The organism is Serratia sp. EC4 (assembly GCF_059652115.1).
The window spans coordinates 214,176-232,958 of the sequence record NZ_JBNIDE010000005.1 but is presented as its reverse complement, the minus strand read 5'-3'; the positions used below and the strand labels follow the sequence as shown (position 1 = coordinate 232,958).

The 18,783-nt window shown below is 60.2% G+C and carries 14 protein-coding genes; 1 reads left to right on the top strand and 13 read right to left on the bottom strand.

The features are described from left to right. Window positions 1–6: 6 nt before the first annotated feature. From ACP39K_RS17065 to ACP39K_RS17030, 8 genes are all read right to left on the bottom strand, one after another. Window positions 7–321 (bottom strand): c-type cytochrome, encoded by a 315-nt coding sequence (locus tag ACP39K_RS17065; RefSeq protein WP_004931989.1) that lies wholly within the window; start codon window positions 319–321, stop codon window positions 7–9. Then, a complete protein-coding gene (gene tilS, locus ACP39K_RS17060; RefSeq protein ID WP_497008707.1) occupies window positions 321–1,652 on the bottom strand; it encodes a tRNA lysidine(34) synthetase TilS in 1,332 nt (443 codons plus the stop codon). Before tilS ends, ACP39K_RS17065 begins: the two co-directional genes overlap by 1 nt. Before the next feature lie 56 nt (window positions 1,653–1,708). Then, on the bottom strand, window positions 1,709–3,154 hold the full coding sequence (dtpD, locus tag ACP39K_RS17055; RefSeq protein ID WP_048797211.1) for a dipeptide permease DtpD: 1,446 nt from the start codon (window positions 3,152–3,154) through the stop codon (window positions 1,709–1,711). Window positions 3,155–3,222: 68 nt separating this feature from the next. After that, window positions 3,223–5,361 carry a lysine decarboxylase CadA gene (gene cadA, locus ACP39K_RS17050; protein ID WP_016929874.1) on the bottom strand — a complete coding sequence of 713 codons (2,139 nt, stop codon included), beginning with the start codon at window positions 5,359–5,361 and terminating at the stop codon, window positions 3,223–3,225. Window positions 5,362–5,456: 95 nt separating this feature from the next. Beyond that, window positions 5,457–6,800 (bottom strand): cadaverine/lysine antiporter, encoded by a 1,344-nt coding sequence (gene cadB, locus ACP39K_RS17045; RefSeq protein WP_033639529.1) that lies wholly within the window; start codon window positions 6,798–6,800, stop codon window positions 5,457–5,459. Window positions 6,801–7,170: 370 nt separating this feature from the next. After that, complete coding sequence (gene cadC / locus ACP39K_RS17040; RefSeq protein WP_497008706.1) at window positions 7,171–8,730, bottom strand: lysine decarboxylation/transport transcriptional activator CadC; 1,560 nt, start codon at window positions 8,728–8,730, stop codon at window positions 7,171–7,173. Between the two features lie 89 nt (window positions 8,731–8,819). Then, window positions 8,820–9,209 (bottom strand): VOC family protein, encoded by a 390-nt coding sequence (locus ACP39K_RS17035; protein ID WP_033639527.1) that lies wholly within the window; start codon window positions 9,207–9,209, stop codon window positions 8,820–8,822. 110 nt (window positions 9,210–9,319) lie between these two features. Further along, window positions 9,320–9,553 (bottom strand): glutaredoxin domain-containing protein, encoded by a 234-nt coding sequence (locus tag ACP39K_RS17030; RefSeq protein WP_033639526.1) that lies wholly within the window; start codon window positions 9,551–9,553, stop codon window positions 9,320–9,322. Window positions 9,554–9,700: 147 nt separating this feature from the next. On the opposite strand from ACP39K_RS17030, the gene ACP39K_RS17025 reads away from it, so the two are divergent. After that, window positions 9,701–10,246 (top strand): MarR family winged helix-turn-helix transcriptional regulator, encoded by a 546-nt coding sequence (locus ACP39K_RS17025; RefSeq protein ID WP_048794759.1) that lies wholly within the window; start codon window positions 9,701–9,703, stop codon window positions 10,244–10,246. Window positions 10,247–10,250: 4 nt separating this feature from the next. Here the strand turns inward: ACP39K_RS17025 and ACP39K_RS17020 are convergent, their stop codons facing one another. From ACP39K_RS17020 to lpxB, 5 genes are all read right to left on the bottom strand, one after another. After that, the gene (locus ACP39K_RS17020; RefSeq protein ID WP_033639524.1) at window positions 10,251–12,392 is read right to left on the bottom strand and encodes a lysine decarboxylase LdcC; all 2,142 of its coding nucleotides are present in this window, start codon (window positions 12,390–12,392) and stop codon (window positions 10,251–10,253) included. A 111-nt stretch (window positions 12,393–12,503) separates the two neighbouring features. Next, window positions 12,504–13,463, bottom strand: a complete 960-nt coding sequence (gene accA, locus ACP39K_RS17015; protein WP_004931972.1) for an acetyl-CoA carboxylase carboxyl transferase subunit alpha — start codon at window positions 13,461–13,463, stop codon at window positions 12,504–12,506. Between the two features lie 12 nt (window positions 13,464–13,475). After that, window positions 13,476–16,964, bottom strand: coding sequence for a DNA polymerase III subunit alpha (gene dnaE / locus ACP39K_RS17010; protein WP_273839671.1), 3,489 nt, complete (start codon window positions 16,962–16,964; stop codon window positions 13,476–13,478). 78 nt (window positions 16,965–17,042) lie between these two features. Next, on the bottom strand, window positions 17,043–17,636 hold the full coding sequence (gene rnhB / locus ACP39K_RS17005; RefSeq protein WP_497008705.1) for a ribonuclease HII: 594 nt from the start codon (window positions 17,634–17,636) through the stop codon (window positions 17,043–17,045). Then, on the bottom strand, window positions 17,633–18,781 hold the full coding sequence (lpxB, locus tag ACP39K_RS17000; protein ID WP_028128317.1) for a lipid-A-disaccharide synthase: 1,149 nt from the start codon (window positions 18,779–18,781) through the stop codon (window positions 17,633–17,635). The genes rnhB and lpxB overlap by 4 nt, the downstream gene beginning before the upstream one ends. Between the last annotated feature and the right edge of the window lie 2 nt (window positions 18,782–18,783).

The window sequence follows — 18,783 nt, the reverse complement described above, 5'->3', positions numbered from 1 at the left end:
CGTCATTTACGGCTTCAGGCTGGCGTAATAGGCCGCCAGATCGGCGATATCGTCATCCGACAGCCCCGACACATAGGCCTTCATCACCTCGGCCTGGCCGCCGTTGCGCTCCCCTTTCTTGTACGCCTGCAATGCATGCTGCAGATACATGGCGTTCTGTCCGGCCAGATTCGGGTACATCGGCACCGTCACCTTGCCCTGCGCGCCGTGGCACGCCGCACAGGCGGCGGCTTTCGCCTGACCGGCCGCCGCATCTCCCGCCGCCAATGCCGGCAGGCTGAACAGGCCGGCGGCCAACAGCGTGATCCCCACTAACTTCATCAGTGCTCCTCGCGATTATGATTTTTTTCCCAGCGCAGTCGCCACGGGCGTTCACCTTCCGGCACCTGCCCCGCCTCACAGACAAATACGTCCAGCGCGGCGATCAGCTGCTCATCATAGTAAATCAACGGGATGCGTTCACGCTGCCAGGGGGGAATACCCAGCTCCTGCCACAGTTTTTTTATCGGCCGCGAATGGGCGCGCCCCACGATGCGCACCGCGCCCTGCACGCAGCCGAAACGAATACTGATCTGCTGCGATGGCTGCGGTGCGCGCAGCGCCAACTCGCCCTCACCGGCAATCAACTGCCCCAACCCGTCCGGCAACGTCAGCGGCTGGTCAGGCTGCCAGGGCAGATGCACATCGCGCAGCGCCGCCAGCGGCGGCAACAGGTGCAATCGGCCGCGGAAACGGCGGATCTGGTAGGCGCCGAGCTGCAGCTGCGGTTCGGCATCTTCCCGGCTGAGCGCCACCTCCGCCCACAGACGCTGCAACTGCTCACGCGCCGGCATGCTGACGTCAAACAATGCGATCCAGCGCCGCAGCAAGGCGAAGCGCCGCACCGGCGAACAGGCCGTCAAACCGTCAATCGCCAATGAGCGATCCGCCGCCAACAGGCTTTGCAGCGGTTCCGCCAGCAACTCGTCCAACAACTGTTCCTGTTCAGCGCACAGGCTGGCGCTGCGCGCCACCGCCGAGGCGAAATGCGGCCAGCGTTGGGTGAGCTGCGGTAAGACCTGCAAACGCAGGAAGTTGCGATCGAAGCGCGTATCCTGATTGCTGTCGTCATCTATCCAGGTTAAGGCGTGACGCTGCGCGTAACTTTCCAGCGCCTGACGCGAGCAGCCCAGCAGCGGCCGCAACAACAGGTGATCGTCCAGCGTGGCGCGCGCCGCCATCGCCGACAGCCCCGCCGGCCCGCTGCCGCGTTTGAGCGCCAGCAGGAAGGTTTCGCTTTGATCGTCGAGATGTTGGGCGGTGAGGAGCGCTTCGCCCTCCGCCAATGCTACGCTGAAGGCGGCATAGCGCGCCGCACGCGCCGCCGCTTCGATGCCGCCCTCGCGGGCGTCCACCTGCACGTGCGTCACCGTCAGCGGGATCTGCCAGTCGGCACACCGGCGGCGGCAATGCTCAACCCAGCGGTCGGCAAAGGCGCTCAGGCCATGATGCACGTGCAGCGCGCGCAGCTGCATTCCCGGACGCTGGCGGCGCAACGTCGCCAGCAGATGCAGCAGCACGCTGGAATCCAGGCCGCCGCTGAACGCCACCAGCAGCCGCTGCTGTGCGCCCAACTGGTCCGCTACCTGCGTCGTTAATTGATCAGTATCCATCGGTAGGCTTTGTCACTTCTACATAGCTGCACGTTAACCCCGCCTACCGTCATCAATCAAGCATTAACCGTCCGGGCCTGGCGTCGCGTCAGCAGCCACCAGCCGCCCAGCGCCGCGATCACCGCCAGCGCGCACCCGGCCGCTCCCCAGCCGATCTGGGCGAAAATGCGGCCATACGCCTGCATCGCCGCCCCCTCGAGGTGATCTTCGGCGGTCTGATTGGCGATGATGCCCGCCAGGTAATTGGCGATCGAACCGGTCGCCAGCATATAGATGCCGGTCAACACGCCGGTGGCGCCGGGGATATTCAGCCGGGTGATCTGCGCCATCGCCACCGGATCGATAAACAGTTCGGCGAAGCCCATCACCGCCAGGCCGGCGATCATCAGCCCCATCGATCCCGGCCCGTGCAGCCGCGTATTAAGCGCCATCAGCGTAAAGCCGACGCCGATCAACAGCAGACCGAAGGCGAACTTGCACCAGATGCGCAGCGTGCGGTCGCCATCGCCGCTCGCCAGCCATGCCAGCGCCACGCCGCCCAGCATTACCGCGCAAGCGTTAACCGACTGGAACAAGGCGGTCGGCACCGTCCAGCCGAACCAGCGCCGGTCGACGAAATGGTCGATAAACAGGCTGATGGAGCTGCCGCCCTGCTGGGCAAAGGCCCAGAACAGCGTGCCCAACAGCATCAACACCACGATCTGCCACAGCCCCCGGCGCTGGCCGGCGTCCGCGCGCAGCATAATGCGCGCCACCAGCGCCACCGCCGCCACGCACACCAGCCCGAGCAAATAACCGGCCCAGTCGCGCATAAACAACAGCGTGAAGAACAGCGGCGATGCCAGCAACGCCGCCAACAGCCAGCCCCAGTGCGGCAGGCCCAGGCTTCTTGCGCGCATCAGCGGGGCATTCACGCCGCGAGTGTGGCGGAAATGACGCCCGCCCAGCAGGAAGATCGCCAGGCCGGCGAACATGCCGATCCCGGCCAACGCAAAGCCGACGTGCCAACCATAGCGCTCGGCCGCCAGCCCGCAGGCGATCGGCGCCAAAATGGAACCGACGTTGCCGGCGGCGTAGAGCAGCGAGAAGCCCCCTTCGCGCCGCGGATCCTGGGCCGGATACAGCTCGCCCAGCAGGCAGCTGATATTGGATTTGAACAGGCCGTAGCCGCAGATGATGATGGCCAGCGCCAGATAGAGCGACTGGGCGGAGACCGCGCTCAGGCCGAGCACGATATGCCCCAGGGTCATCAGCGCCGCGCCGGCGATCACCGCGACGCGGTTGCCCAGCAGGCGGTCGGCGAGCCAGCCGCCAAGAATCGGAGTGACGTAAACTAACGAAGCGTAAGCGCTGTAGAGATCGATGGCGCGGCTGTCGGTATAGCCGAGTTGGTGGGTCAGATAGAGGATCAGTAACGCACGCATGCCGTAAAAGCTGAAATATTCCCAAATTTGTATCGCTACGACATAGTAGATTGCGCGCGGCTGTGAGGGTGTTTTCATGGAGGTCTCCCATCAGTCGGTGAACGACAAAGGGGAAGCGCGAGCGCCTCCCCTGTGATTGGCTGTGGTTATTTCGCCTTCAGCACTTTCACCCGATAACGTCCGTCCGCCTGACGATAGGCGCCGTGAATGTCGGTTTCAAAGCCCGGATAATGCGCGCCGATTTCGCACAGCATCTGCAGGAACTCCAGCACCGGCCGGCTCTCCTCGGTCAGCATTTCGCCCGGCATCACCAGCGGCACGCCCGGCGGGTATGGGAGGATCATATTGGCGTTGACCTTACCGACCATCTCTTCCAGATAGACCTCTTCCACTTCGCCGTGCAGCTCTTTCTGGAACGCCTGGTACGGATTCATCACCATGGTTGGCAGCACTTCGAACGCGCGGTACATCAGGTCCGGCAGGTTGTGTTGCTCCACCAGGCGGTGAATGTTCTGCGCCAGATCCTGAATGCGCATGTTTTCATAGAAATCAGGCGCTTCCTGATACAGCGAAGGCAGCATGTTTTTCACCCGCAGGTTCAGGTCGAACGAGCGTTTGAAGTCGGTCATCGCACGCAGCAGGCTGAGTGCCTTGGTTTTGTCGATGCCGATGCTGAACAGGAACAGCAGGTTGTACGGCCCGGTTTTCTCGACGATGATGCCGCGCTCGTCGAGGTATTTCGCCACGATGCTGGCCGGGATGCCGAATGGCTGCATCTCGCCTTCCTTGCTCATCCCCGGCGTCAAAATGGTGACCTTGATCGGGTCCAGATACATGTGTTCGTTATCGATATTCTTGAAACCGTGCCAGGCGCTGTCGGAGCGCAGCGGCCAGCACTCCGGCTCATCGATGTGCTCCGGCTGCCAGACGTCGAAGAACCAGCCGTCGGATTCGACTTTCAGGCGTTTGATCTCTTTACGGAACTTGATCGCGCGTTCGATAGAGCCGTGGATCAGGCGCTTGCCAGCGTTGCCTTTCATCATCGCCGCGGCGGTTTCGGTCGAGGCCACAATGCCGTAGTGCGGCGACGTGGTGGTGTGCATCATGTAGGCTTCATTGAAGGTCTCTTCGTTGATGTCGCCCTTCACATGAATCATCGAAGCCTGCGAGAAGGCCGCCAGCAGTTTGTGGGTGGACTGGGTTTCGTAGATCACCTTGCCCTCCACGCGGCCGCCGCTCATGCCGCACTTGCCTTTATAGATCGGGTGGAAGTTGGTGTAAGGCACCCAGGCGGAATCGAAGTGGATCGACTTCACGTCCAGGGTGTTCTTGATAAAGTCGGTGTTGTACAGCAGCCCGTCATAGGTGGAGTTGGTGATCACCGCGTGCACCGGCCAGGTGGCGTTCGGGGTCTCCTTCACGCGCTTGGCGATGGTGGCGCGCTGGAACTCGCTCTGCGGAATGCCGCCGAGGATGCCGTAGGCGTTGCGGGTCGGGCGGAAGTAGATCGGCGTGATGTCGCTCATCATCATCAGGTGAGTCAGCGACTTGTGGCAGTTACGGTCAATCAGCACCGTGCTGCCCGCCGGCGCCGAATACATGCCGACGATCTTGTTGGCGGTGGAGGTGCCGTTGGTGACCATGTAGCTGCGTTCGGCGTTGAACACGCGGGAAATGTACTCCTCCGCCTCTTTGTGCGGGCCGGAGTGATCCAGCAGCGACCCCAGTTCGGACACCGAAATCGAGATATCCGACTTCATGGTGTTCGGGCCAAAGAAATCGTAGAACAGGCTGCCCACCGGGCTCTTCTGGAACGCAGTGCCGCCCATGTGGCCCGGCGTACAGAAGGTGTATTTGCCTTCGCGCACGTATTTGAACAGCGCCTTGGTCAGCGGCGGCAGGATGGTGTCGATATACTCGTCGGTGTTCTGTTTGATCTTGGCGGCAATGTCGGTTGCCGCGCCGAGCGCATACTCGAAGAAGCGCACCTGCATGCGCAGATCGTTCAGGCTGACGTCCAGCGTCGAATAGGTGTTGGCGAATGCGTACAGCGGCATGTATTCGTTCAGTTGGCTGATCTCTTCGCACAGCTCCAGGTTGTATTTGTCCCAGTCGAAGATCACCCCGCACAGACGGGCGTTGTTCTCGATCAGTTTCAGCAGGTCTTCGCGATCGTTAGGGTAAACGATGCGGAAATCCAGACTTTCCAGCGCCTGATGCAGTTCACGGATGGGCTCTTCTTTGAAGTAGACACCCATGTGATTCATGATGGCGATAACGTTCATATGCATTTCTCCTGGCAAAGCAAGCCCCTTCCCGTCGCGGCTGACAGGTCGGAAAGAAAGGGGCTGGGTAAATTCAGTCGGTCAGCGGACGCGAATCAGTGCGCTTTGGCCGTGGTGTTTTCATCGACCGCCGCGGCGTTGGCAGCCTGGCGGGTATTCATTTTCCGGGCGTAGAACATCAGGATAATCAAGCTGATGATAAAGGTGCCGGACAGTTCGAAAGAGTTGGCGCCCATCAGCGCGATGAAGCAGAAGCCGCAGCCGCACACTGAAGCGATCAGGCTCAGCAGATTGCGCACGTTGACCCCTTCAAAGCGGATCAGGTCTACGCAGGAGTAGAAGTAAGGCAGCATGGTCAGCAGCACCGCGATGCCGGTCAGCTCGCCGAACAGGTCGGAGGCTTTGCCGCCGGCGGAGCTCATCAGGGTGATCAGCACCATCAGCGCGGTCATTTTGCAGCCGGCCAGCAGCAGGCCTTTCTTCGGAATGCCGTTTTTATCCAGCTCGCCGTACACTTTCGGGAAGTTGCCGTCGTTGGCGGCGCGCACCCCAGCCTGGCCGACCAACATCATCCACGAACCGAGCGAGGTCAGGCAGGCGAAGGCGGTGAAGGCGGAAACCATCGGTGCGGCCCAGTTGCCCATAATCGCCGAGGCGCTGATGGCGAACGGCGCGCCGCTGGCGGCCATTTCAGACGCCGGGAACATGCCGCTGATCACCTGGGTGGCGGCGATGTAGATGATGCCCGCCAGGCCGGTGCCGAGCATGGTCGCCAGCGGCACGGTGCGTTTCGGGTTTTTCACCATGCCGGTGCTGACCGCTGCGGATTCCACGCCGATGAACGCCCACAGGCACAGCAGAATACTTTTGATGACCGCATGGCTGTCGGTGGTGCCGGAGGTATTCCAGTTAGCCTGATAGGTGGCGGCGTCAAACCAGTGCCAGCCGAGGGTGGCGGTCACGATCACCGGGATCAGCACCAGCACCAGGCCCAGCGTGGTCAAACGGCTGACCCAGGTTCCGCCCAGCATGTTGACGAAGGTGAAGACCCACACGATGGCGATACAGGCGATGCCGGCGGGCACCGGGTTGTTCAGCGCCGGGAAGAAGGTGGAGAGATAAGAAACGGCGGTAATGCCGATGGCCAGGTTGCCGATCCAGTTGGCATGGTAATAAAGCACGCCGGTCTGGAAACCGAAGGCCGGGGAAATTTCACCCGCGTAGGCGATAGGGCCGCCCTGCTGCGGGTTTTTGGTGGCGAGGCGGGCATACACATAAGCCAGCGACATCGCCCCGATAATCGAGATCACCCATCCCCAAATAGCGATGGATCCGAGACTCGCCAGGTTGGCGGGCAATAAGGCAATCCCGCTCCCCATCATATTACCGGCGACCACGCCGGTGCAGGCAATAAGCCCTATTTTCTTGGGTGAAGCCATGGTCAGTTTCTCCTGATTTACGTTTCTTATAAGCCACACCCATAAATAAAAGATTTTAATGAGCCGGCTTGATTGTCAGGATGCTAACCATCGGGGGGAATAAAGTCCTAAAGATAAAGTGAGATTACGCTCATGATCATACAAATGATAACCTGAGGTTTTTCATTAACACATCAAGATAAAAAGACAGGCTAAAGAAAAGATAAACATCACTTAAAAACAATAAGATGACAAGGTTAATGACGCATAACAAATGGCAAAAAAGAAATAATATCGCGCAGCAAAATAATACATTCATGCAACATTGCTTCACCAATAAATAACGCCGCCATGATCCCCGAAGAATAAGGGCGGCGTGATATTAGATTAATTATTGGCGCTGATAGTTATTTAAATAAGGCACTACGTTGGTCAATGACGTCTGGAATACGCCATTGGTGATCCAATGCAAGGTATCCTCACCGGGGCGAAGATTGAAGGCGGTAATATAAGAGTCGGCCGCCAAATGATTCTGCCCCTGCATTTCATACACCTTGCCCAGCAGCACATAATTCAGCCACGACATTTGCAATTCAATCCCCAGATCGATCGCCCGGTGCGCCTCGTCAATCCGCCCCTGCGTCAAGGCATCTACCGCCAGAACTTGCTGCACGATCGGCGTGTTTTTCAATTCGGGGATCGTCGCCAGATGGCTGATATCGGCGCGCAATTGCGCCAAGGCCGGGCTGTCGAACGGTTGATAAGAATTGCGCAACAGATCCACCAACGCTTTTTCAGCCAGCAGGTAGTGGAAGTTCGGCGCGCTGTTAATCAGCTCGCTCAGCTGGCCGCTGGCGCGGGTCAACGAATCGGCGTCACCGCGGATCAGCAACTGATGCGCCTGGTAGAAACGCTGCAGCAACGGTCCGTTGTCGGGCAGCAACTGCGCCAGACGCTGCTCCAGCTGTGGCGGCCAAGGCTGCTTCAGCGCCGCGGACAGGCTGGCGAGGAAGTCGGCCTGGATCTTCAGCTGGTTATCGGCGGTAATGAAGTAACGCTTGTCCAGCATGACAGAGCTGTCAGCGTTATCCACCAGCCGCACGGAAAGGAAACACTGCTGGGCGCGGTAGTGGCGCTGATTGACGAACTCGATATACAGCGACTTGCCCGAATTGCTGGGGCCGGAATAGTTGTAATTGGTTTGGTCATGCACCAGGAAGGTCGAGTAGGTGTTCAACGAATCGGTGATCAGCTCGCTGACGCCCACCACGTAAGAGAGCTGGGGCATCCAGTTGCTGCAGCTCTCGCCGCCCTGGATGCGGATATCGATATCGCGCGGGTTGAGCAGCACCGGCATGGTCGATACCGGCACGCGCTGCGACAGCGTGGCGATGCCGACAAACGCCACGCAAACGCTGAGCGCCGCCAGAAACGCCAGCCACACCCAGAAGGTCGGGCGACGATAAAAACGCGGCTGCTTTTCGCCAGGCGCGGCAGACGGCTCGCCGCTTGCCCGGCGCGGCGGCACATACGGCGTCTCGTCGTCTTCCTCGCTGCCGTCTTCCGGTTCATGCATGATCACCGCAATCTGCGGCGCCTGTGCGGGAGCGGGTTGCGTCTCCCCTTCTTCACACCAGATCACTGACGTCGCCAGCTTATACCCGCGCTTGGGCACGGTGATAATGTATTCCGGGCTGTCGCTGTCGCCGTCTTTCAGGTACTTGCGCAGCTCTGAAATACATTGGGTCACCACGTGGTTGGTGACGATATTGCGCTTCCAGACGTTGTCGATCAGCTCGTCGCGGCTCAGCACCACGTCGGGGTGCCGGGCGAAATAGCACAGCATGTCGATCAGGCGCGGTTCCAGCGTTTTTTGGCGGCCGTCGCGGCTGATGGTGTTGTCGGCAGGGGTAACCAGCCACTCCCCGACGCGAAAAGCAGGCTCTTGCATGGCGGAAATAACTCTGTAGGCATGTAGGGCAAGGGCGCGATCATAGCATAACCGCCCCCGGCTGTGGCCGCCGGGAGGCGATTAAGCCGTTAACTCTCGTATAATTCTAACGGTAAACCATCGGGATCGCTGAAAAAGGTAAATCGGGATTGGGTGTAGGGATCGACGCGCACCGGTTCGCAGGCAACGCCGGCCGCCTGCAGATGGGCGATGGCCCGATCGATGTCGTCAACGCTGAACGCCAGATGGCGCAGGCCGCAGGCCTCTGGGCGGCTGACGCGGGCCGGCGGCGAAGGGAAAGAAAACAGTTCGATAGTGTATTGTCCGTTGAGCGCGAGATCCGCTTTCCAGGAGTCGCGCTCCTCGCGGTAAACTTCACTCAGCAGGGTAAAACCGAGAATATCGCAATAGAAATGCTTACTGGCGGCGTAGTCCGCGCCAATGATCGCGATGTGGTGCACCTGACGTAATCCCAGCATAGAAACCCTCTCCTGTTCATTCTGATGGGGCACGGTATCCGGCGGCGGCGATGACGTCAACGGCAAAAACCCCGCGGATTGCCGCGGGGCATGATTAAGCACACGGCGTCTCAGCCCTTCAGATCCGCCAGCGCCGCGCCGAAGTTGATGTGCAGCACCTGCCCATCGACCACCAGCGCCGGTACACTCTGCACGCCGAGGCGCTCAGCTTCCGCCACGCGCGTTGGGCGTTCCCCCAGGTGCACCACTTCCACCTGCACGTTATCGCTCAACAGTCCCAACAGCTGCTGTTCGGCACTCACGCATACCGGGCAGCCGGCATGATAAAATACGGCCTTAGTCATCCTCATTCTCCTTGGTATTGACGGTTTCGGGCACGTTGACTTACCCATATTGTTTCGAATCGAAACGATATGAACAGTATGCCAGCACCAATGACTTGTCAATATAGTTTTTAATCGATACTATTTACGCAACCTGATGAGGATACGATGCTAAAACTGTTTGATCTGCTTGAACGCTTGAATAGCCTGCAACGCAGCTGGCTGCGCAGCCACGAAGAATTGGAAAGTCTGCCGCCGGTGCAGTTGAGCGCGCTCTACTATCTGGCACGCTGTAATCATTACTCCAACACCCCGATGGCCGTGGCGGAATACCTTGGCCTGACCAAGGGAACGGTGTCCCAATCGCTGAAAAAGCTGGAGCTGAACGGCATGATCGCCCGCACGGCGGACGCAAAGGATCGCCGCAGCGTGCGGCTGCGGCTGACAGAAAAATCGCGAAGTTTAATGGAGGCTCTGTTTCCTCCTGCCTACCTGCAACAGGCGCAAGACGCCATGCAGCAGGACGGCGAACAGTTGCAGGCGCTGTTAACCCAGCTGCTGCGCCAACTGCAGCGGCAGGAAAATGCGGCGCTGTTCGGCGAATGCCACCGCTGCCGCTATCACCAGCAGCGCAATGGCCAACCGTTTTGCGGCCTGACACAGGAACCGCTGCCGCTCGACAGCGTGAACCTGATCTGCCGAGAATTCGCCTAAACGATTATGCTGGCGCTTTCAACACCTTCACCAGATAGCGCCCGTCCTCCGTCAGTTTGGCGCCGTGGATGTCGGTTTCAAAACCGGGATAGCGCTCACCGATAGAGCACAGCATCAGCAGGAAATCGAGCACCGCCCGGCTCTCTTCGGTGATCATTTCTCCCGGCATCACCAGCGGCACGCCCGGCGGATAAGGCAGGATCATATTGGCCGCCACCTTGCCCACCAGCTGATCCAGCTCGCAGGTTTCCACATTGCCGCGCACCTGTTCCTGGAACATCTGGTGCGGCGTCAGCTTCATTTCCGGCAGCACGTCGAACGCCCGCTGCATCAGGCGCGGCAGATCGTGTTGGCGGATCAGCCGATGAATGCCGGCGGCCAGATCCTGGATACGCATATGGCGATAAAAATCCGGATCCTCGGCGTACAGATCCGGCAGCATGTTCTTCACCCGCAGGTTGAGATCGTAGGCGCGCTTGAAATCAGTCAGGCCGCGCAACAGGCTCATCGCCTTGGTTTTGTCGATGCCGATGCTGAACAGGAACAGCAGGTTGTACGGCCCGGTCTTCTCCACCACGATGCCGCGCTCGTCGAGGTACTTCGCCACCAGCGCCGCCGGGATCCCCTCTTCTTCCAGCGCCCCCAGCTCATTCATGCCCGGCGTCAGGATCGTCACCTTGATCGGATCGAGATACATATGATCGCGATCGGTCTGGCCGAAACCATGCCAGTTATCGTCCGGATCCAGCGGCCAGCACTGCGCCTCATCGATCTCTTCCGGCTGCCAGATATCGAAGAACCAGCTGTCGCTCTCCTCGCGCAGCCGCTGCACTTCACGGCGAAAATGCAGCGCGCGCTCCACCGAACGGTTGATCAAGCGGCGCCCCGGGTTGCCGCGCAGCATGGCGGCGGCGGTCTCCATCGACGCCACGATGCCGTAGTGCGGCGAAGTGGTGGTGTGCATCATGTAGGCTTCGTTGAAGGTGCTCTCATCGTAGTCGCCCTTGATATGAATCATCGAGGCCTGCGAGAAGGCGGCCAGCAGCTTGTGGGTAGACTGGGTTTCGTAGAAAACCTTGCCGGGCACCCGCTCGCCGCTCATGCCGCTCTTGCCGTCGTAAATCGGGTGGAAGTTGGTGTAAGGCACCCAGGCGGAATCAAAGTGAATCGACGGCACCTCCAGCGTCTGCTTGATGTAGTCGGTGTTGTACAGCAGGCCGTCATAGGTGGAGTTGGTGATCACCGCATGCACCGGCCAGGTGGCGTTCGGCGTCGCCTGCACTCGGGCGGCGATGCTCTCGCGCGTGAATTCGCGCTGCGGGATCCCGCCGAGGATGCCGTAGGCGTTGCGCAGCGGGCGCAGATAGATCGGCGTGATATCGCTCATCATCAGCAGGTGGCACAGCGATTTGTGGCAGTTGCGGTCGATCAGCACCGTGCTGCCCGCCGGCGCCGAATACATGCCGACGATCTTATTGGCGGTGGAGGTGCCGTTGGTGACCAGATAGCTCTGCTCGGCGTTGAAGGTGCGCGCGATGTACTCTTCGGCCTCCAGATGCGGGCCGGTGTGATCCAACAGCGACCCGAGCTCGGTGACCGAAATCGAGATGTCGGCCTTCAGGGTATTGGCGCCGAAGAAGTCATAGAACAGGCAGCCTACCGGGCTTTTCTGGAACGCGGTGCCGGCCATGTGGCCCGGTGTGCAGAAGGTGTACTTCCCTTCGCGCACGTAGTTGAACAGCGCCTTGGTCAGCGGCGGCGTAATGGTGTCGATGTATTCCGCGGTGTACTGCTGGATGCGCTGCGCGATGTCGTCTGCCGCATTCAGGCCATACTCGAAGAAATAGAGCACCATGCGCATTTCATGCAGGCTGACGTCGAAAGTGGAGTGGGTATTGATAAAGGCATACAGCGGCAGGTATTCGTTCAGCTCGTTGATCTCGCTGCACAGCTCCAGGCTGTAGTCGTCCCAGTCGAAGATCACCCCGCAGATGCGGGCGTTGGCTTCGATCAACTTCAGCAGGTCACCGCTGTTTTTGGGGTACACCAGTTGGAATCCCATGGCGGCCAGCGCAGCGTGGAGCTCGCGAATCGGCTCATCTTTGTAGTAGACGCCCGTCGGGCCCATGATGGCGATGATATTCATCGGCAGCTCCTGTCAGTTAACGGCCAAGTCTCTATAACACCACGAAAATCCGGCGGTGTGTAGCCAAAAAAAAACCGCCCGGAGGCGGTTTCTTGCAGCGAAGAACAGAACTCAGCAGTAGCCGTAGTTCATCAGACGCTGGTAACGGCGGTTGAGCAACTCTTCGTCGTTCAGGCCATCCAAATCTTTCAGATCGGCGAGCAGCTGCGCTTTCAGCGCGGCGGCCATCGCCGGCACGTCGCGGTGCGCGGAACCGAGCGGCTCCGGGATCACCGAGTCGATCAGCTTCAGCTCTTTCAGACGCGGCGCGGTGATGCCCATCGCTTCTGCGGCCAGCGGCGCCTTATCGGCGCTCTTCCACAGGATGGAAGCACAGCCTTCCGGCGAAATCACCGAGTAAGTGCTGTACTGCAGCATGTTCACCTTGTCGCCCACGCCGATCGCCAGCGCGCCGCCGGAGCCGCCTTCGCCGATGACGGTGCAGATGACCGGCACGTTCAGACGCGACATCTCACGCAGGTTGCGCGCGATAGCTTCCGACTGGCCGCGTTCTTCCGCGCCCACGCCCGGATAAGCGCCAGGGGTATCGATAAAGGTGATGATCGGCATCTTGAAGCGCGCGGCCATTTCCATCAGGCGCAGCGCCTTGCGGTAGCCTTCCGGCGCCGGCATGCCGAAGTTGCGGCGGATCTTCTCTTTGGTTTCACGGCCTTTCTGGTGCCCGATGATCATCACCGGACGGCCATCCAGGCGCGCAATGCCGCCGACGATCGCTTTGTCGTCAGCGTAAGCGCGATCGCCCGCCAACTCTTCGAAGTCGGTAAAGATGTGTTTGATATAATCCAGGGTATAAGGACGGCGCGGGTGGCGTGCCAATTGGGCAATTTGCCAAGCCCCAAGATCGGCAAAAATCTTGCGCGTCAGCTCAACGCTCTTTTCACGCAGGCGCTGAACCTCTTCGTCCAGATTAATATCTAATTTTTCGTCTTGACGGCTGACTGCAGTCAGCGAGTCAATTTTCGCTTCCAGCTCTGCAATCGGCTGTTCAAAATCAAGAAAATTCAGACTCATAGCATTCCTATTTTAGTCAAATTCCAAGTCCACCTGCTCATTGCCTACCAACGTCCGCAAGTCGATCAACAAGCGGTCGGTGGGCGTCACGCGCCAGGTTGCGCCAAAACGCAGCTTGGCTCGCGCATCTTCCCGTTGATAGTAGAGATGCACTGGAATCGTCCCCGATCGATGGGGTTCCAACGACTGACGGAGACGGTTCAAAAGCTGGTCATCAATTTGCCTGTCAGTCAGCGAGATAGCAAGCCCGCGAGCGTATTTTTCCCGGGCTTCACTGATGTCCATTACCTCGCGGGCCATCATTTTAAGCCCGCCGCTAAAGTCATCAAAGCTGACCTGTCCACTGGCGATAAGGATACGGTCTTTTTCCAACAAATGCTGGTATTTTTCTAACGCTTCGGTGAATAACATCACTTCCAGACGGCCTGAACGGTCATCCAGCGTGCAGATGCCGATGCGGTTGCCGCGCTTGGTCACCATCACCCGCGCGGCGACCACCAACCCGACGGCGGTAGTCATTTTGCCCCGATCCGTCGGGTGCATGTCTTTCAAACGCTGGCCACCGGCGTAACGTTCGATCTCCTTCAGGTACTGGGTGATCGGGTGGCCGGTCAGGTACAGCCCCAGCGTCTCCCGTTCACCGTCCAGCACCACCTGCTCCGGCCAGGGCGCGATATTGGCGTAGGATTGCTCCACCTGCTCCGGCGCTTCCGCCAGCACGCCAAACATATCCACCTGGCCAATAGCTTCGGCTTTCGCATGCTGATCCGCCGCTTTTAACGCGTCGCCGAGCGAATTCATCAGCGCGGCGCGGTGCGGCCCAAGGCGATCGAACGCCCCGGACATGATCAGTTTTTCCAGAATGCGGCGGTTCAGTTTCTTGATGTCGGAGCGCGCGCAGAGATCGAACAGGTCTTTGAAGTAACCTTGCTCGCCGCTGTTGCGCGCCTCGATAATGGCCTCGATTGGCCCTTCCCCTACGCCCTTGATGGCGCCGATGCCGTAAACGATCTCGCCGTCGTCGTTGACGTGGAAGTGATACAGGCCGCTGTTGATGTCCGGCGGCAGGATCTTCAGCCCCATGCGCCAGCATTCGTCCACCAGCCCCACCACTTTGTCGGTGTTGTCCATATCGGCGGTCATCACCGCCGCCATAAACTCGGCCGGGTAGTGGGCCTTCAGCCACAGCGTCTGATACGACACCAGCGCATAGGCGGCGGAGTGCGATTTGTTGAAGCCATAACCGGCGAATTTTTCCACCAGGTCGAAGATTTTCACCGACAGTTCGCCGTCGATGCCGCGCGCTTTGGCGCCGTCTTCAAAGCCGCCGCGCTGCTTGGCCATTTCGACCGGGTTCTTTTTACCCATTGCACGACGCAGCATGTCCGCGCCGCCCAGCGTATAGCCGGCCAGCACCTGGGCAATCTGCATCACCTGTTCCTGATACAGGATGATGCCGTAGGTCGGCTCCAGCACCGGCTTGAGCGACTCGTGCTGCCACTGAATGTCCGGGTAGGAGATCTCTTCACGGCCGTGTTTGCGGTCGATGAAGTTATCCACCATGCCCGACTGCAGCGGCCCCGGACGGAACAGCGCCACCAGTGCGATCATGTCTTCGAAGCAGTCGGGCTTCAGACGTTTGATCAAATCTTTCATGCCGCGCGATTCAAGCTGGAACACCGCCGTGGTTTCCGAGCGCTGCAGCATGTCGAAGCTTTTCTTGTCGTCGAGCGGGATGGCGGCGATGTCGATCGGTTCCAGCCCGGTCTTGGCGCGCCGGGCGTTGATCATCTCCAGCGCCCAGTCGATGATGGTCAGGGTGCGCAGACCGAGGAAGTCGAACTTCACCAGCCCGGCGTATTCCACGTCGTTCTTGTCGAACTGGGTCACCGGGTGGTTCCCTTCGGCATCGCAGTACAGCGGCGCGAAGTCGGTGATCTTGGTCGGCGCGATCACCACGCCCCCGGCGTGTTTACCGGCGTTGCGCGTCACCCCTTCCAGCTTGCGCGCCATGTCGATCAGCGCCTTGACCTCTTCGTCGGCCTCGTAAATCTCCGGCAGCTGCGGTTCGGCGGCGAAGGCTTTCTCCAGCGTCATGCCCGGATCCGGCGGCACCAGCTTGGAAATGCGATCGACGAAGCCGTACGGGTGCCCCAGCACGCGGCCCACGTCGCGGATAACCGCTTTCGCCGCCATGGTGCCGAAGGTGATGATCTGTGATACCGCTTCGCGGCCGTACATCTCCGCCACGTGCTCAATTACCTGGTCACGCTTCTCCATGCAGAAGTCGACGTCGAAGTCGGGCATTGAGACACGTTCCGGGTTCAGGAAGCGTTCGAACAGCAGATCGAACTCCAGCGGATCGAGGTCGGTGATTTTCAACGCATAGGCCACCAGCGAACCGGCGCCGGAGCCGCGCCCCGGGCCAACCGGCACGTTGTTGTCCTTCGACCACTGGATAAACTCCATCACGATCAGGAAGTAGCCGGGGAAGCCCATCTGGTTGATCACCTTCAGCTCGACGTCCAGACGCTCATCGTATTCCGGGCGGCGCTGCGCGCGCACGTCAGGATCGGGGAACAGGAACTCCAGACGCTCTTCCAGCCCCTCTTTCGATTTGAGCACCAGGAAGTCCTCGGTGCTCATATCGCCGGTCGGGAACTGCGGCAGGAAGTATTCGCCGAGGCGAATGGTGACGTTACAGCGCTTGGCGATTTCGACGCTGTTCAGCAGCGCTTCCGGGATGTCGGCGAACAGCTCGCACATCTCGTCTTCGCTGCGCATGTACTGTTGCGGGCTGTAGTTGCGCGGCCGCTTGGGGTCGTCCAGCGTAAAGCCGTCGTGGATGGCGACGCGGATCTCATGAGCGTCGAAGTCATCTTCCACCAGGAAGCGCACGTCGTTGGTGGCCACCACCGGCAAGCCACGCTCGGTGGCCAGCGCCACCGCCGCATGCAGGTAGTTCTCTTCGTCCTGGCGGCCGGTGCGGATCAGTTCCAGATAGTAACAGTCCGGGAAATACCGCTGATAGAAGTCCAGACACTGATCCACCTGCGTCTGGTTGCCGCGCAGCAGGAACTTGCCGACGTCGCCCTGACGCGCGCCGGAAAGCAGGATCAGCCCTTCGCGATGTTCAATCAGCCAGTCGCGATCGATAGTCGGGCCGGCGGCGCCGTAGCCGCGCTGATAGGCGCGGGAAATCAGCAGCGTCAGGTTCTGGTAACCTTCGTTGTTACTGGCCAGCACCGTCAACTGAGCCAGTTCATCGCCCAGCTCTTCACTTTGCACATGGAAATCCGCGCCGATGATCGGTTTGATCCCGGCACCGTGCGCGCTGCCATAGAATTTCACCAGCCCGCACAGGTTGGTGAAATCGGTGATTGCCAGTGCAGGCATGGCTAACGCGGCGGCTCTTTTCACCAGCGGCGCCGTCTTGGCCAATCCATCAATCATGGAGTAGTCACTGTGGACGCGCAGGTGAATAAAACGAGGTTCGGCCATCTCCAGATACCTGATTGAAGGGGCTCAGCAGGCTGAGCCCGGGTTAATGCTATCGTCGAGCCCGGTCAGGCCCGCAGACTACAGCGCCAGCGCTCTTTTCACCGGCGCGAAGCTGCTGCGATGATGCTCGGTGGCGCCCAGCGCGGCCAGCCGCTCCAGGTGGAAGGCGGTCGGGTAGCCTTTATGCTGCGCGAAACCGTAGTCCGGGTACTCGCTGTCCAGCTCGGCCATTTCGCGATCGCGCGTGACCTTCGCCAGAATGGACGCCGCGCTGATCTCCGCCACGCGGCTGTCGCCCTTCACCACCGCCTGCGAACGCATCGGCAGGTTCGGGCAACGGTTACCGTCGATTAAAACCATGTCCGGCGCGATATGCAACCCGGCCACCGCACGCTGCATCGCCAACATGGTGGCGTGCAAAATGTTCAATTGGTCGATTTCTGCCGGTTCGGCGCGCCCCAGGCTCCAGGAGAGCGCCTTGGCGACGATTTCGTCATACAGCGCCAGGCGGCGTTTTTCACTGAGTTTCTTGGAGTCCGCCAGACCGACGATCGGCTGCGCCGGATCGAGGATCACGGCGGCGGTGACCACCGCGCCGACCAACGGGCCGCGGCCCACTTCGTCCACACCGGCAATCAGCGTGGCAGCGGGATAGATAAAGGGTTCAATCATGCTTTCGCCAGCTCCAACACAGCCTGAGCGGCCTGTTCGTCCGCACCGCAACGGATGCTTTGGTGCAAGGTAAGGAAAGTGTGTTTCAACGCGTCGGTTTCCGGGCTCTCTTCCAGCAGCGGCATCACGGCGGCGGCCAGTTTGTCCGGCACGCAATCATGCTGCAGCAGCTCGGTGACGATCTCGCGCCCCGCCAGCAGATTCGGCAGCGAAACGTAAGGCGTTTTCACCAGCTTCTGCGCCAGCCAGAAAGTGAACGGCTTCATGCGATAGCCCACCACCATCGGGCACTTGGCCAACATGCACTCCAGCGCCGCCGTGCCGGATGCCAGCAGCGCCGCGTCGCTGGCGATCATCGCTTCGCGCCCCTGCCCATTCAGCAGGTGTACGGTCAAATCCGGCGCAACCTCGGCCTTGATGCGCTCAAACTGCTCGCGCCGTTTGGCGTTGACCAGCGGCACCACCACTTCCAGCTCGGGATAACGGGTGCGCAGCAGCTGCGCGGTTTTGAGGAAATCGGCGCTCAGCATCTCGACTTCGGCGCCGCGGCTGCCCGGCAGCAAGGCCAAACAGCGCGCCTGCGGAGCGATGCCAAGCTGAGCGCGCGCCGCCAGCCGGTCGGGCTGCAACGGCATGGCGTCCGCCATGGTGTGGCCGATAAACCGGCAAGGCACGTTGAAACGATCGTAAAACGCTTTTTCGAAAGGGAGAAAGGCCAGCACCAGATCGGTGGCTTTGCCTATTTTGAAAACGCGCTTTTGCCGCCAGGCCCATACGGAAGGGCTGACGTAGTGGATGGTGCGAATGCCGCGCTGTTTGAGGCGGCCTTCCAGCGTGATGTTGAAGTCCGGCGCGTCGATGCCGACAAACACGTCCGGCCGCAGCTCACCGAAGCGGCGGGTGAGATCCTTGCGGATCTTCAACAGGCGTGGCAAGCGCTCAAGCACTTCCACCACGCCCATGACCGCCAGCTCTTCCATTTCGTACCAGGCTTCGCAGCCTTCGGCCTGCATCAGCGGGCCGGCGACGCCAACAAAACGCGCGTCGGGGATCTGCGCCTTGAGCGCACGGATCAAGCCGGCGCCGAGAATGTCACCGGAGGTTTCTCCGGCGACCAGTCCGATAGTCAATGGACGATTCGACATAA

What these genes read in the sequence shown, in the direction of transcription:
- dnaE (WP_273839671.1), bottom strand. Translation starts at nt 16,964, where the DNA reads ATGGCCGAACCTCGTTTTATTCACCTGCGCGTCCACAGTGACTACTCC.
- ACP39K_RS17025 (WP_048794759.1), top strand. Translation starts at nt 9,701, where the DNA reads ATGCTAAAACTGTTTGATCTGCTTGAACGCTTGAATAGCCTGCAACGC.
- ACP39K_RS17065 (WP_004931989.1), bottom strand. Translation starts at nt 321, where the DNA reads ATGAAGTTAGTGGGGATCACGCTGTTGGCCGCCGGCCTGTTCAGCCTG.
- tilS (WP_497008707.1), bottom strand. Translation starts at nt 1,652, where the DNA reads ATGGATACTGATCAATTAACGACGCAGGTAGCGGACCAGTTGGGCGCA.
- rnhB (WP_497008705.1), bottom strand. Translation starts at nt 17,636, where the DNA reads ATGATTGAACCCTTTATCTATCCCGCTGCCACGCTGATTGCCGGTGTG.
- dtpD (WP_048797211.1), bottom strand. Translation starts at nt 3,154, where the DNA reads ATGAAAACACCCTCACAGCCGCGCGCAATCTACTATGTCGTAGCGATA.
- lpxB (WP_028128317.1), bottom strand. Translation starts at nt 18,781, where the DNA reads ATGTCGAATCGTCCATTGACTATCGGACTGGTCGCCGGAGAAACCTCC.
- cadC (WP_497008706.1), bottom strand. Translation starts at nt 8,730, where the DNA reads ATGCAAGAGCCTGCTTTTCGCGTCGGGGAGTGGCTGGTTACCCCTGCC.
- cadB (WP_033639529.1), bottom strand. Translation starts at nt 6,800, where the DNA reads ATGGCTTCACCCAAGAAAATAGGGCTTATTGCCTGCACCGGCGTGGTC.
- cadA (WP_016929874.1), bottom strand. Translation starts at nt 5,361, where the DNA reads ATGAACGTTATCGCCATCATGAATCACATGGGTGTCTACTTCAAAGAA.
- ACP39K_RS17020 (WP_033639524.1), bottom strand. Translation starts at nt 12,392, where the DNA reads ATGAATATCATCGCCATCATGGGCCCGACGGGCGTCTACTACAAAGAT.
- ACP39K_RS17035 (WP_033639527.1), bottom strand. Translation starts at nt 9,209, where the DNA reads ATGCTGGGATTACGTCAGGTGCACCACATCGCGATCATTGGCGCGGAC.
- accA (WP_004931972.1), bottom strand. Translation starts at nt 13,463, where the DNA reads ATGAGTCTGAATTTTCTTGATTTTGAACAGCCGATTGCAGAGCTGGAA.
- ACP39K_RS17030 (WP_033639526.1), bottom strand. Translation starts at nt 9,553, where the DNA reads ATGACTAAGGCCGTATTTTATCATGCCGGCTGCCCGGTATGCGTGAGT.